The organism is Alicyclobacillus dauci (genome assembly GCF_026651605.1).
In the GTDB taxonomy this organism is placed as follows: Bacteria; Bacillota; Bacilli; order Alicyclobacillales; family Alicyclobacillaceae; genus Alicyclobacillus; species Alicyclobacillus dauci.
The window spans coordinates 1,655,711-1,671,014 of sequence record NZ_CP104064.1 but is presented as its reverse complement, the minus strand read 5'-3'; the positions used below and the strand labels follow the sequence as shown (position 1 = coordinate 1,671,014).

Below are 15,304 nucleotides of genomic sequence, written 5' to 3'. Positions count from 1 at the left end.
AAGAGAACAAAAATGGCGTGCGGATCATGTTGATTCACACGCCATTTCTGGTTAAGAATTCGAATCCGTCCGCAGACGTTCTCGGCGGAGCAGTTCAACAAACACATCTGGCAGAGACATCGCACCCACTTGCACCTCTGTGTTTGCCCGAACAAAGTAGAGATATGCGTGAACAGGCCGATCTTGTGTGAGTGGCTGCAATGCCGCAAGGTATGTGGCCACTTGTGCCTCATATTCACGCGCCTTCTGCCTCGCATTGTCTTCTGAAACGTGATCGGTCTTATAGTCGATGACCAACCACCCATCCATTTCTTCCACTAAGCAATCGATCACGCCCTGCGCCAAGATGGACACGTGCTTCTCGGCAGCATCCTCGACCGGTACGTCAATGCGGTGGAAAAACGGTTGCTCACGGAAGACCCGCACACCCCGCATCATCCGCTGGCCTAAGTCAGACTGGATAAAGGCTCGAACGTGATCGACGTTGACGGCGTTAGCCACATCTTCGCTTAACCGGTTCGACGCGATTAACCAATCGATTTCCTCCTGGATATCACTCTTCTGGTCACCGAGTGGCAGCCTGCATTTTTGCATAAAGGCGTGGAAAGCCACCCCTTCTTCACGCGGTGTGATCTCCTTTCCCCGAATAAACGCTGGATCCTCAAGCAATGAAGCAGCGGCGTGCCGATGCTGAAGAGACGGACCACTGTCCATCAGGGCGACGTGCAAGCGGCGCATATCTGTGGCACTCACCTTGCCGAAGAGAGATTGAACATGTACGTCCGCAGGCTCAAGAATCCGCACAGAAGGCTTTTCCGGGGGACGTGCAGCGGCCTTCGCAAGGAGCGCCTCCCAATCCATTTGGGGACGTGCAGCCTGGTTTGCGAGGGTACCCCCTGTCGGTAGGCCAACTTCACTCAAGTTGTGTACATTCACAGCGACAGAGCCAATTGGCGCATCGAACAAGTGCCCGTCCCAGATGTCTGCACTAAGTAGATTCCTCATCACGCGCGCAGCCGGGTGACGGAGCAACACTGGGACCATCCAATCCATATACGATCTCGCCTGCATGAATGCGCCTGTGAGCAAGCCGCCTCGTTCAAAATCATGGGCGTACATAGCCGTTTCGATTTGTTTTTGTAAATTCTGACCGGACCCGACGAGGACGAGGCGCTCTCTCGCTCGCGTCAATGCGACATAGAGAATCCGCGCTTCCTCAGCCAGCGTCTCCCGCCGTTCGGCATGAGAGACGGCGATCGATGCCATCGTTCGCCAACGCTGTTGATTGGCAGGGTTATATCCGACCACACCCACACCGTATCGGCGATTGAGCGTGACGAAGTCCTGTGTCAATCGAAACTGCTTGCCGAGATCGATGACAAATACGACCGGATATTCGAGTCCCTTGCTCCGGTGAATGGTCATCACCTGCACGGCGTCTTGGGCCGTGACGGCAGCGGCACCCAAATCAAGTGCAGCATCCTCTTCGCGCTGCCATTGCTGCAAGAAGCCAAACAACGTCGCGGACCCCGTCCGTTCATCATACGCTCGAGCCAGACGAAGTAACTGCTTCACGTTGGCTTGGCGAGCTTCCCCGCGAGTCATCCCCGCTAAATAATGGAGAAGCCCCGAATCGTCGAGAATATGCTGAAGAATATCCCTACAGCCCACTTGGCGTGCAACCGTTCGCCAACGGTTTAGCTGTTCCACAAAGGCGCCCACCGCTCGCGTCACTTCCGACGAATTCCAGGGTGATTCCTCGTCGCTTTGTTCTCCCGAGGACTGATTTTGATTTTGCTGGGACTGGCGAGTGGATCTGTTCACGGTTCGAAGTGCATCCCAATACGTCCCTCTCCTTGCGAGCCGAACTTTGGCCAACATCGTTTCATCCCATCCGACAATTGGCGAACGAAGAAGTGTGACCAGCGCCAGATCATCTCGCGGGTTATCGACCACGCGAAGGGCGGATACAAGCCAACCGATTTCCAACGCATCGTAAAACCCTGTCGATGTACTGCCGGATGCGCTGATACCCGACGCATTCAGTACATCGAGGACCGTATTCAGTGCGCTTCGACCGGAACGTAGGAGAATGGCAATATCGCCGAGTTGAAGCGGCCGATTGTCGCCCTTTCGCTTGTCCCACACCTGGACGTTTTCCACTTCCATCATCTGCCGGATCCGATTTGCCGCGAGCTGCGCTTCTCGTTGCAACGCGGAAACGTCGACGCCGTCGTCCTGCTCCCACGCTTCTGAGTCTTCCGGCAGACCGGAAGACAACTGAGATGAACGGTCGAGGAAATGTACTTCTACGATGGGCGCCTCCGGTTGTGCCTCAGGGTATGAAGCGCCACTCTCCATTCGCGCGTGCTCATCGTACGTAAATTCAGTCGTCTCATCATGGAACAGTTGAGCAAAGGCGAAGTTGATGAAGCTCACGATCTCGGCCCGGCTCCGATAATTTTCTGTCAGGTCGATACTTTGCCCACCACGACCACGTTGGTAAGCTCCGTAACGTTCGAGAAATAGGCTCGGTTCAGCCATCCGAAACCGATATATACTCTGTTTCACGTCGCCTACGGCGAATAGATTGTTGCGATTGCCTGTCATGAGATTGACAATGGCGTCCTGAATGGGACTCGTGTCCTGATACTCGTCCACAAACACATGCCTGTAACGCTGCTGAAAACGATCCAGCGTTCCGCTCTGCTCATCCCGCAAGGCAGCGTAGGCAAAGTGCTCTAGATCACTAAAATCCAGCACACCCTGCAGCTGCTTTTCCGCCCTGGACCTGATTATCAACAGCTCGACCAAATGACATAATGTTCGAATGTGCGGCGACAGTTGCACTAAATCTCCAAACAACGCCTCGCTACCCCTTGAGACAACAGGTGCGATGCTCTTCATGCCACGAGTTCCGGCCTCGCGCAGGGACTTGACTCGATCCGCTTCCGGGCCCTTATAACGGGTGCTCGGCGTTTTGCCGGTCGTCGTCCAGAACGTCATGGCTGCGGCGACTGCGTCGAGATCGAAGGAATCGGTGGACAGGGCGTGTTTGGCAGAATCGATCCGAGTCATTGCCTCTTGCAGCCACTCCGTATACTTCGCCAACTCAGGGACAGGGCGTGCAATTTGCTCCGCCAATCGAAAATATTTGTCGGCCATTTCAAGTTGTTCTGTGACCCACATACGAAATGGCTCTGCAAAGAGCGTGTCAGTGTACGCATCCGCCGTCGACGGATACGCCGATGCAACACGTTGAAGCCACGCTTCTGGGTCAACCTGACTGCGTGCCAATTCATAGAGACGCAAGAGAACGCTCGTCAAATTTCTGGCATCTGCAAGCCGCAACTCCGTCATCATGCGCTCTACGTCGGATCCTCTGTCGCTACCAAGTGCCTCTTCAACGATCTCTTCTGCCAAGTCGAGCAGATAAACCTTTTGTTCGTTTCCGTCGAGCAGAGGAAAGGCTGGACTGATGTCGAGCGAAAGTACACTCTCGCGGACCACCTCAAGACAGAAGCTGTGAATCGTGGAGATCTGCGCTTGCCACAGGGAATCCTTTTCGCGGCGAAAGCGATTCGCGTCATCTGTTCGGTTCTCCACCTGAGCCGTAGCAACGCTGTTTTCTAATGCAGTCGCAATACGCTGCCGCATTTCCCCCGCAGCTGCCTCCGTGAAAGTCATAACCAGAATCTCGGCAATGTGCAGCGTCTTATCCTCGCCAAGCAAATTCAAAATACGCTCTACCAAAACAGCCGTTTTCCCTGAACCAGCGCCAGCTGAAACGACAAGATTGGTACCGATTGTATTGATGGCTTGTGCCTGAGCAATCGACCATTTCACGCTTCCTGGCCCCCTTGTGGTTCGCTTTGTTCCCCCAAGATGTCGTCTATCTTCCGCTCTTGAAGAACTCGATAGAACTGCGCATGATCAGTTGGCTCAAAGTGGCACACGGCGGCAAACTCGCAGTGCGTGCAAGCCCGATCCGTATGCGAGTATAGATATGGCCGGACAGGGATGCTTCCCGAAGCCAACTCTTTCGCGATGGCTTTGACCCGTTCAACGGTATACTCCAGCACGCCACGCCATGCTTCATCCGTCCACACTTTGGCAGACTTCCGAAACTCACCATCTTGTTTGTAAACTTCCGCGAACAATTCTGATCCACCGCTCGGCAGTTGCTTATCCATTGCGACAATGGCCTGTGGATCCGCATTCATGTAGCCTTGTGGCCGCAGTGCCTTACGCAACAGGGATCTCGCGACGTCATCAGCAACAGGCACCTCAGCAATGCCTGGCATACTGAGAAGTGGGACGTAGAACGCACCAGCCGGTCGCGGCACCCCCATGCTTGAGAGATGGAACTCCGCAACGGCTAGGTAGACCATTAACTGCAATTGCAAACCGTAATACATCTTCGTCGTGTCGATGGCGTGATTGGCCCCGCTCTTGTAGTCCATCACGCGATACCAGACCGTGTCACCGTCTCGGAAGACATCTAACCTATCGATCCGCCCGCGAATGAGCACTTGGCTACCGTCTTCAAGTTCCAGCGCAAACGCTTTAGCTTCATCCCCCTGCATCCCAAACGACCACTCCAAATAGAGCGGCTCATACGCGCCTTGTTTCGCGTGGAGCCACAGCGTTTCTGCGACAGCGTGAACGTAATGTCGAAGATCCAAGGCCTTGGCATGGCCGGTCCGGCGCTGTTGAAATACGACGTGCCGAGGTAACTGAACTTGCTCTGCAAAGATCGTCTCCGCGAGATCCATCATTTCGTCGTAACTGAGGTCTGCTAGGTTCACGTTGCCACTTTGCTGTCCCGCGACCAACGTGTAGACGGTATCATGCAATAAGTTGCCAACGTCGGCAGCTTGCATGGAATCAAATTGTAAGGGCTCTGCCTGCAATCCATAGCGAATAAAGTACCGATATGGGCAAGCCGCATACGTCTCCAGACGATGAACACTCGTTCGAAGCGGAGTGCCGTATAAACGCTTGGCTAGGGATGAATCCAGACGTCCATGCGGTAGCGCATGGGACAGACCCCGCAGGGCACGCGCAAGCAGTGACCTCCTGTCTTCCCGGGCGTAAAACCATCCAGTAATGTCACGCATCAAAGGTTTAGCCAGCATCTGTTCAGCCTGCTCCCTTGACGATACCTGTGCCAGGTTTTGCACAAGAATGTCGAGCGCCGTCACGGGTCGAATAACTGGGATTGCCCCCTCGCCATCCCCACCCGTGGTTTCATTCAGGGTGTCAGGAACCGGTGTGAGAGCCGCCCCGCCTGCGTAAAGCAGACGAGTGTAATAAGGTGATGGCTGGACCTCTGACCCCCCCCTCATTGACGGGTAGCTAAGGGTCAACTGTTCACTGGCCCGCGTAAACAGCATGTATGGAAGTTGGCGGTTCAGGGCTGTTCGCTCAGTCGTCGTCCAGCCAAGAGGGATGCCAAACAGATGCGCAAACATCTCTCTCTCCTCGTCCTGCAGCAGGCCGTGCGGCGTCACTTTTGCCGGGAGGGTGCGCTCTGTCAAGCCAAGAACGAAGACGTATGGCTTGGTCCACATGTGTGCATGCGCGTAGCCGCTTATGAACACTTGATCGACTCCACCGGGAATCGTCGACTGTGTTTCCGTCATGAGGACTTCACGGATGAGTTCAAACAGTTCTTCACGAAGAAACGGTGCATCTTCATGGACTGTGGCGAGATCGTTCAACAGAGCAATAACCTGCTGCCATGCCTGCTCATGTTGACTCGCTACGAGGGGATTGCTTTCCGCATCCTCGTTAACCACTTGCATCGCGACTCTATCTTTGACATCGACTGACTCGAGCAGAGACCAAACAGCATGTGCCAACTGAACGGGCGTGACGATAACTGAACCAAATTGCCCGTAAAACGGCTCCAGCGAAGCCCGGATTTTCGCGCGCAGTGTATCAGCGCGTGTGTCACCGGGAGCCGGCCCGGAACGATGTCTATCATCGCGACCTGCGGCTTCAAAAGTCCAAGGTTCCTCGCTAAACCATAGGTCGCTCCCCGCAACATTGTGCGTTCGTAAGTAAATATCGAGCCAGTCCGCATCCGTGTCCGAGATTCCGCAGTAATCTGTTCGCAGGTACCTGGCCATGGCATCGACGGAGAGATCCGTCAAAACAACCTGCATAGCAGCTAACAGGAATCGTCCAAGTGGATGTGCAGCCAAAGGAGGGAATGTGTCAATGGCGTGCGGTATACCATACCGCCTGAACGCCTCTTGCAACCTCGGTCCGTCTTCTTGAATGGACGGCACAACAACGACAACCTCGTTGTATCTCGCACGTCCATCTTCCACGAGGCGTACAATGGATGCCGCCACGGCTGTAGCCTCGCTCTCGTCATCTTCAGCTTCCCAAAACCGTACCTGCTTGTCCCACGCGCTCGGTTTGCCAATTGGAAGTTCTCGAAGCGTTCTCTCTATATCAGCGAATGCTGTACGAGAGAGGCGTCCATCGTCGGTGAACGTTTCAAATGACGGGGCCTGTCCGTTCTGATCCAAGGCCCGAACAAGCGTGAGTACGGCGTAACTCGCTCCCAGGGCGTGTCCGTACCCTGCATCGGTCAGTTTGGGTATCAGTTCTCCCAACGGATCGATATGAGGCCAGTAGTCAGGCACAGTCCGATTTGCCTCCTCGGCATGGAGAACGTGCTCGTCCGGCACCGTGAAAATAAATGTGCACCTTCGCGTGTGACGCGAAAGCTCACACAGGAAGTTGATTTCCTGCGGCGTTAATTCAGTGAACCCGTCAACGTAAAGTTCGACGTCTGCCATATGCACCGCAGACGACACAGCGCTAGTCGCTTGGGATAGGGCCATGGCTGGATCGAAAAATCCCCGTTCTTCCAACAGGCCGCGATACCGGACATACAAAACGCATAAGTCCCGCAACTTGCCAAGCAGCGATCTTCCCGCAAATGCTTGAGCCCGCGGCACGTCGTTTTCCAGGGAGGCAGAAGCCGCCTCCAAGGCACCTTGCAGAGCCGCGAGATCAACCTCATGGCGAGACATCTCGTCGAAAGCATCCAGGACCATTTGATAGAACCCGCTGTTCGCTTGAACGCGCTTCAGCGGACCAAGGGAATCGCGAAGTTCTTGGTAGACGGAAGCAAAGAGCAGCTGCTTGCCTGTGGCGTTGATCGCCTGGAACCGACTGCTGCCGGTCGACTCACGAATGCGTTCTGCCAACCTGCGCAGGGTGATCACTTCCGGACGCAAAACGGAAGCCATGTCCGACATGAGCATCTGCTCTGCGGCGAAGGCCACATCATCCGGAACGACCCAGTAAATAGGGGCACCAATCGGCTCGCGGGCCGTTGTCTCCCGAATTTCTTCCACGACTCGCGTGGACTTGCCAGTCCTTGTATTGCCCAACCAAACCCGCACTTCAGTCAAACCAGCTCACCACTTTCGTTACCCATTACAATCATTCGAACTTCCGATCCAACTGGCAATTGATCTAGAAACCGACGATGGCATGTAAGATAAAGAATCGGCTGTTCCCGAGCTTCCTCTCGCAGAACGTCGAGTACTCGCTCTGTTCGGTCATCGTCAAAATTCACAAGGGGATCATCCAGGACGACAGGGAGAATCACACCTTGTTCTCGATAGTGGCGAATCACTGCGAGCCGAAGCGAAAGATACACTTGCTCGCGCGTACCACGCGATAAGCTTTCCAACGTCCAGCTCGCTTTACCGCCATCCATGACGTAAACAGTTTGCAAACCTTCGCTCCCGAACGGAATTCGGACGTCGGTATAGCGCCCTGCTGTCATCCGTTGCAGAAAAACGCCCGCAAGGGTCAAAACTGGCGACGAATGCTTGGCTTCCACCCGAGCACGCGCAGTACGACTGAGTGCACGGGCCAATGACAGCGCGGCATATGTCTCTTCAAGTGAAGCTACTCTCGCCTCAACCTGAGCCAATTCCCAGCGTAGCTTGGAACCTCGTCCATCCTCTTGGCTATCCAACAGTTCTTGGTTCGTTTGCCAAAGTTGTTCCTGAGCGGCTGAAACATCTGACTGCGCCTTGAGAAGCGCATCTCCTGCCTGTCTTCGCTCCGCCTCGATAGCCATATGAGACATTTGTTTCACCGTCTTGACAACTGTGGCGGCGTTTTGTTCACCCATACAGGCCAGAATGAGGTCCTGCCGCAACCCATCCAACTTTCGTTGCAAGGATAGACGGCGATCCTCTCGTTTCATGACAGCCCGGTACGATTCGATGTCCTCTACACCCAACTGCCGGAACACACTCAACACTTGCTGGTTGGCATGCTGAATTCGACGCTCACTCGCCTCGATCTCGCCCTGTAAAGCGCGAATTCGCTCCTCGACAGAGGCCGCTTCAATGGATTGCTTAATTGCAGTGTCAAGCAGGTTAGACCACCTTAATTCTTGTTCGTGCAACTGACCGTATATATCCCACGCTACGTCTAAGTCACGAATTGGACGTCGAAGGATGCCGAGGAGTGGGTTCGCCTCAGCGAGGTCCAAGCTCTCTCGATGCGCTTCCAACAGAGATGTTACTTCGCCAGTTAACTGGGTCCAGTTATCTCTTTGTTGTCGTTCCTGCTTATCAGCTTGTTGTTCGACGCTTTGCCATTGCAAATATTCCCGAGCCGCTTCTGAAATCCGGGTTAACTGAGTACTTGTCCATAGTGTATCTCCCAGACTCGCGGCTTCCAATGCCGATCTGTACAAGACCTCTTCCCCTGCGAGAAGCTCTTTTGCTGCTCGGCATTCGGCTTCGCGCAACTGGCGCTGGTGCGCGGCCTGCTGCCATCCAGGTACAGCCGACTTTAACTGCACAACAGACTCGAGATCACCCTCAACTTGCCGAAGCTGTCTCTCTAATTGAGCTACAATCGCGCTTGTATCCATTTCGCTATCCACATGTTCCAAACTGGAACGAAGCCGTGGAAAGCCAATGTGCCCATTTCCCTTCTGTTGCACCTGGGGCTTGTTCGCTGCTCGACCCCAGACGAAAAAGACGATAGCGCAGACGAAGAACAGGGCAGCGAAGACCCAGTTCCGTTGGACCCCCTCTGCTACTGATGCTCCTACGAAGAGAGCACCTGCGGAAGCCCCCAACAAGGGATATCGCTTGGGGGCAAGAGATGGACGGTCCTGTGTTGACTCACTATCCAGCCACGTTTGCATTCGATCTATATCGGTCCGGATGTCGTCACGACTTCGGAGTAGAGATGCTTCGCGACGACCAAGCGCTGCCCACGCCCCATCTGGGTCCTCATGGTCAACTTTCCCGACAAGTGCGCACGCTTCTTTCTGAGTACGTTCCCACTCAAGCGCAATTGTGCAATTCTGCAACGCTTCCCGCACTGCATGTTGTCGATTATCCACGTTACTTGCCATCTGTATCAAATCAGAGTCAAGCGCTCCAATCTTGGCGACACGTTCAATTTGCCCGGTTGACCAGGTACTTGGAAACGAGGTACGTAATTTTCTCCGCTCAGATTCCGCCTGTTCTCGATTCACCGTGGCTTGCCGCCAATCCGACAGTACTTGCCGAACGCGCTCGATCCGCTGCAGCAATCGCGTGACGTCGTTTCGCACATCCAACAGTGGCTTTGCATCCATGAGGGCCTCGCGACGAACTGCCAAGCCGTCAAGCGTTGCTCGTTGTTGCTCCACATCCTGTGACCATAGTGACACCGTGTCATGGAGTTCTTCAACTTTGCTCCACTCGGTCCACGTCCCGATGGGACAGGCGCCAAGCGCTCTCATCTGTTCCTCTGTTTCCACAAACTCCGTAACCGTATCGCGTACCTGGGCACACATTTTCCAGAATCGATCACGTTGCTCAAGCGCACTCATCTCACGGAACAGTTCGCTCTTCCTAGCCTCGAGTTCATTTTTGCGATGTAATGTCTGACGATACCAGCCGGCCCTGTCGTGACTGTTCGACAGCTCTCTCCTAAGCGTTTCCAACTGACGCCCGAGTGCGTTTAGTTCTGGTTTCGTTGCGCGTTTGTTGGGATTGTACAGTTCATGTGCGCGACGTTCCAATGATTCTTCCAGAAGATACGGGTTGACCATCGGTGCGCGAACACCAAACAGCTGATTCGCGAGTGCACTGGGCTTGTCAACGAAAGCGACTAAATCTGCAAGCTGAATGGTGAAAAAGGACTCAAATAAAACCTGATCGATCTGTTGCAGTTCGAGAAACACTCGGGTAAGCTCGTTCTGACCTGTTGCCTGTGTACCATCGGCGAATGTCAAACGCGGCGCCTGGCGCCGAGTCAGCGTCCGCTCTACCTGTACAAGTTCACCCGTCTCCTGCTCCACGAGCAGCTTCGCGTGTGCTCCGGGACGTAAGTGCGGTTGCCCCTCCGACAAACGGGGCACTCCAAATAGAGACCCTCGGATGGCGGCGAGAAGCGTGCTTTTTCCAGCCTCGTTGGCACCATATAGAACATGAAGACCACTTGTCTCAAACGTAAATTCAGCTTGATGATGTGGACCCATTTCGCGTATCTCAAGTGTCCTAATCCGCATTTCGTCACCCCCCCATTTTACCAGCTATCAGTCGTTGTTCTGCAGTTTCATCATGTTCAGCAATATTTGCCGCGACTGTTTCATAATGGAGACCTTTGCAGAGGGGGACTGCATGATTTCCTGTACAAATTCCCGTTCCCCCGCAGGCAACTGGCTTAAGATCATATCGATATCCTCATGAGATCCCGCTTCCAGTTCGTTCAGTAACCCAAGCAGTTCGCCTATGTAGCCGTCCGAATTCTCCCAGACGCTCAGATCCACCTCCGGCTCACATGCCGAGGTAAAACGAAAGATCCATGCTGAGAACGCTTCATCAAAAATAGCCTGTTGCAGCCAGCCATGCGTGTTTTCGTCCGCCAGTTCCTGATGCAACGGAGTTTGACCAAATAAGTGTAAGTGAACCAGGGCGTGTTGCACTGATCCCAGTTCAGTAAACCTACGATGGACAGCTTGCCAGACTGCGTCCAAATCTGTGTATTCCGTAACATCCACATCGAATCGATGCCACTCAACAACTGACGTCGGCAAAAACTCGTACGTTGCCCGTCTTGTCGTGTCCACGGAAATGAGCAGAACACCATGCGGACCTGTTTCGGACGAATCGCGCCCTTGAGGTGCGCCCGGATATGCCACAAGAGGAACGTTCTCGTGCAGAACTTGATGCTGATGGACGTGGCCAAGTGCCCAAACATCAAAGTCACGTCGTTCGATCACGTCGGCAACCGAAGCGGCCGCATATGGTGCATGCCTTGTTGATGTCTGACCGATTTGCCCGTGGTATAGCGCAATGGCGACGTCCACATCTGACTCGCGTTTGAACAGACTTAATTGAGAACCATACAATTCCCTAGCCGTATAACTAAAACCAGAAAACTGAACTCGCCATCCGCGAATCGGTAGAACCAAGTTCGTGCAGACTGGCGTGTCACCGCCGTCGCCAAGGACGTGAACATTCTCAGGCCAGGGGAACAGATTGTCATGGCCCACCGGATCGTGATTTCCGTGAGTGAGGACAACTCGAATAGCCGCAGCGTGCAGTCGTCGAAACTGACGAGATACTTCGTATTGCACGGAAACAGGGGCATCTGTATCGTCAAACAGATCCCCCGCAATCGTGACCACGTCAACGGCTCGCTCGATAGCCAAATCGACGATTCGCTTCAAAGCTCCCTCCGACGAAGCCCGAACAGCCCCCGCAAAGTCGGCCGGCAACTGAGCCGATAACTGTTTGAACGGCGTCCCGAGATGGACATCTGCCGTATGCAAGATACGTAATTCAGACATTAAATCAGCTCCGAATACAAAACACATGTTCCCATCAATTCGACACAAGACCCTTTGGTTCCTTGCACTTTTTTGTCACACAAATTTGGGCGCGCACATATATCGGGTTAGAAATTTATTTCGAAAGGAGTGCATGTCATGTCGGATTACAGCATTCGCACGTCCTCAAAGAGCATCTCTGCCGCAAGGATTCTGACCTCGTCCGGCTTTGGGTTGTTGTTCGATTCATTCGACGTGGGCCTCTTGTCATACGTGCTGGTGTCCCTCTCAAAGCAGTGGCACTTGTCGCATACGGTCACGGGCCTGGTCGCGAGTGTAAGCATGATCGGGATGGCCGTTGGCTCTGCACTTGCGGGGTCACTAGCGGATAAGTTTGGCCGTCGCAGCATCTTCCTATGGACACTACTGATATACAGCATCGCGACAGGATTGTCAGCGTTCGCATCCGGAATTGGGATTTTCTTCGTCTTGCGCTTCTTTGTCGGATTGGGGCTGGGCGGTGAGTTGCCTGTCGCAACGACATACGTCCTGGAATCGTCGCCCGAGACCGTCAGGGGACGACGAGTGGTCTATCTAGAGATGTTTTGGGCATTTGGGTCGCTCGTTGCAGCATTGGTTTCTTTTTTCGTTATTCCATCAGCTGGTTGGCGAGTCGTTTTCCTCATCGGTGCCATACCGGCACTGTATACGATTGTCCTGCGATTTGCGTTGCCCGAAACACCGAAATACAGGGGTTTGCAAAAACGTCCATCGATGGGAAAGGCACTCAAGCAAGTTTGGTCCGGTGGTTTGGCCCGACGTTCCATGGTCACATGGATTCTTTGGTTTGTTATGAACTACGTCTACTATGGAATGTTCTTATGGCTTCCGTCCGTTCTTTCCGACAAAGGATATTCCTTGGTTCACAGTCTTGGCTATTCGCTGGTCATGACGCTCGCGCAAGTACCAGGCTATTTGACTGCGGCATGGCTCGTTGAAAAGTGGGGACGTAAACGGACACTCGTCACGGCCATGTTCCTATCCGGACTATCTGCGCTCGGATTCGGCTTTGCCCAGACGACGGCTTGGCTAATTATCTTTGGACTCTTGTTGTCGTATTTCATGCTCGCTGCCTTCGCAGGCACGTATATCTTTACAGTCGAGCAATTTCCGACTGTCGCCAGGGCGACCGGTATGGGTTGGGCTGCTGGATTCGGTCGCATTGGAAGCACCCTCGCACCGTTCATCACGGGCTGGCTGCTTGGTGCCCATCTGGGTTACGGCTGGGTGTTCGGCATTTTCTTTGCGGTAATGATCGTCGGTTTTATCATCGTAACCACACTGGGCTACGAGACGAAGGGTGTCGACATTAAATAAATGACAGCTCACAAAAAGCCGACCGATTACTGTTCCCGGTCGGCTTTCTATACAAATCCAAAAACGTTGCTCTCGAATGTGTCTAAAAGTGTTGAGCGATACGGGTGATCTTGTTGAATGGGAAAAGAACGAAGTCAGCTTCGCCGACGATGGCAGAACGAGAAACGTACTTATTCGTCCAGAATCGACTGTCATCAGAAACAGGGCGATTGTCACCCATCATGAAATAGTGTCCCGCAGGTACTTGATACGTTCCAAATCCACGTGTATTATCCTTGGAAATCTTCGGGTTGGGTTCCGCTAGAAGCTTTCCGTTGATATACACGGAGGTCGGTGTCACCGTCACTTTGTCACCAGGTAACCCGACAACGCGCTTCACGTACAGTTGTGTTGGCTCATCCGGAAAATGAAAGACGACGACCTCGCCGCGCTTTACCCCATGCAGGTTTGTTGCCAGTTTGTTCACGAGAATGTAACACGGGTTCGGAATGGTCGGGTACATGGACTCCGAAGGAACATATGCCGCACTGACCACCCATTGGCGTATACACAATGCGATTGCTACACCGATCACGATCGGCAGCAGCCAACCGGTTAGCCAATTTTGACGTTTTTGTTGGCCCATGCGACAGTTCACATCCTTTACTTCAAACAATCTACCACAAGTTGCTCGTCAATTGGAAAGCAAACGAATTGATTGACAAAAACCGTACCCCGAAATTCACCGATCCTGCGCCTCTTCTCGGCAAGTTACGCAGACTGGCGACCCAGCATCTGTTCGACGTATGCAAGCAGGATGCTCTCCATACCAGCCATCGTCGTCTGTTGATTGATAAGCGTACGCATTTCCGCAGATCCAGGCAGACCCTTGATATACCAAGCCGCGTGTTTACGCATTTCGCGGACGCCAATCACTTCACCTTTGTGTTCAACAAGCAAGTGCATGTGACGTACCGTCACGTCGATGCGCTCCTGCAAGCTTGGCGCATCAAGCTTGTCCCCGGTCTCTAAATAATGGGCGATTTCACGGAAAATCCATGGATTCCCCAGCGCTGCTCGGCCAACCATAACCGCATCGCAGCCTGTCTCCTCCATGAGACGCTTCGCGTCCTCCGGTTCACTGACGTCTCCGTTGCCGATGACAGGAATCTTGACAGCTTCTTTGACGCGGCGAATGATGTCCCAATCCGCCCGTCCGGAGTACAACTGCTTTGCCGTGCGTCCGTGAACAGCCACCGCCTGCGCGCCGGCCTCTTGAACGGCGAGGGCGACTTCGACGGCGTTCACGTGATCGTCATCCCAGCCCTTGCGGAACTTGACGGTCACCGGCTTGTCCACATGACTGACAACAGCACGCACGATCTCGGCCGCGTATTTAGGATCGCGCGCAAGGGCTGCACCTGATCCGTTTTTGTAAATTTTCAGGACAGGACACCCCATGTTGATATCGATGAGATCTGCGTTCGTCTCACCGACCATCGCTGCAGCTCGCTCCATGGAGTCCTTGTCATAACCCATCAACTGTAGGCTGACAGGGTGTTCATCAGGTAAAATCGTCAGCATGCGCTGCGATTTTGCGCTCCCGTGGACGAGCGCTTTATCACTGACCATCTCAGCACAAACCATTCCGGCGCCGAGCCCTTTTGCCAGAATTCGAAAAGGCGGATTACAAACTCCTGCCATTGGCGCCAAGATGACTGGGTTATCCAACGTCACACCGGCGATGTTCACTTTCATTTATAAAAACGCTCCTTGTCGCTAGAATATCGATAAGAACAACATAAACACAATGACTTTCATTATACTGGGGAGCTCGTTTTTGTTCAACGCCTGTCGTTCAATCCGCAGCCATACCTGCAGTCAAGAACAAATCGATGAGCCACCAGATCCCGACGATCATGAGCAGGATATGTCCGATAAAAATAGCCACAGTGAGACCCCCAAACACGGTGAGAGCCAGCATTGCGACACCACTTCCGACCCGTCCGCAATACATGCGGTGAATCCCTAAATACCCGAGAAAAAACCAGAGCACATAGGCTAACGCAACGGATTTATGCATTTTGGAATCGCCCCATTTCGCCCGTACTTCCTACAACCTATGAC

Annotated in this window: 8 protein-coding genes; 1 reads left to right on the top strand and 7 read right to left on the bottom strand. The window is 53.6% G+C overall.

What is annotated here, in order from left to right; all coding sequences use genetic code 11:
• Nucleotides 1-51: 51 nt before the first annotated feature.
• The 4 genes from addA to NZD86_RS08275 are packed head-to-tail and all read right to left on the bottom strand — an operon-like array spanning nucleotide 52 to nucleotide 11,842.
• Nucleotides 52-3,846 carry a helicase-exonuclease AddAB subunit AddA gene (gene addA, locus NZD86_RS08290; protein ID WP_268046042.1) on the bottom strand — a complete coding sequence of 1,265 codons (3,795 nt, stop codon included), beginning with the start codon at nucleotides 3,844-3,846 and terminating at the stop codon, nucleotides 52-54.
• The gene (locus tag NZD86_RS08285) at nucleotides 3,843-7,427 is read right to left on the bottom strand and encodes a PD-(D/E)XK nuclease family protein (RefSeq protein WP_268046824.1); all 3,585 of its coding nucleotides are present in this window, start codon (nucleotides 7,425-7,427) and stop codon (nucleotides 3,843-3,845) included. The genes addA and NZD86_RS08285 overlap by 4 nt, the downstream gene beginning before the upstream one ends.
• A 5-nt stretch (nucleotides 7,428-7,432) precedes the next feature.
• Entirely contained in the window at nucleotides 7,433-10,558 is a 3,126-nt protein-coding gene (locus NZD86_RS08280) for an AAA family ATPase (protein WP_268046041.1), read from the bottom strand.
• A 27-nt stretch (nucleotides 10,559-10,585) separates the two neighbouring features.
• A complete protein-coding gene (locus tag NZD86_RS08275) occupies nucleotides 10,586-11,842 on the bottom strand; it encodes a metallophosphoesterase family protein (protein ID WP_268046040.1) in 1,257 nt (418 codons plus the stop codon).
• 138 nt (nucleotides 11,843-11,980) lie between these two features.
• On the opposite strand from NZD86_RS08275, the gene NZD86_RS08270 reads away from it, so the two are divergent.
• On the top strand, nucleotides 11,981-13,198 hold the full coding sequence (locus NZD86_RS08270; protein ID WP_268046039.1) for an MFS transporter: 1,218 nt from the start codon (nucleotides 11,981-11,983) through the stop codon (nucleotides 13,196-13,198).
• 82 nt (nucleotides 13,199-13,280) lie between these two features.
• On the opposite strand, the gene lepB is transcribed toward NZD86_RS08270, so the two are convergent.
• The 3 genes from lepB to NZD86_RS08255 form a co-directional block, all read right to left on the bottom strand.
• Nucleotides 13,281-13,823 (bottom strand): signal peptidase I, encoded by a 543-nt coding sequence (gene lepB, locus NZD86_RS08265; protein WP_268046038.1) that lies wholly within the window; start codon nucleotides 13,821-13,823, stop codon nucleotides 13,281-13,283.
• Between the two features lie 125 nt (nucleotides 13,824-13,948).
• Entirely contained in the window at nucleotides 13,949-14,935 is a 987-nt protein-coding gene (dusB, locus tag NZD86_RS08260) for a tRNA dihydrouridine synthase DusB (RefSeq protein WP_268046037.1), read from the bottom strand.
• A 100-nt stretch (nucleotides 14,936-15,035) separates the two neighbouring features.
• Nucleotides 15,036-15,260: a TM2 domain-containing protein gene (locus NZD86_RS08255; RefSeq protein ID WP_268046035.1), complete on the bottom strand. Its 225-nt coding sequence runs from the start codon at nucleotides 15,258-15,260 to the stop codon at nucleotides 15,036-15,038.
• Nucleotides 15,261-15,304: the final 44 nt, after the last annotated feature.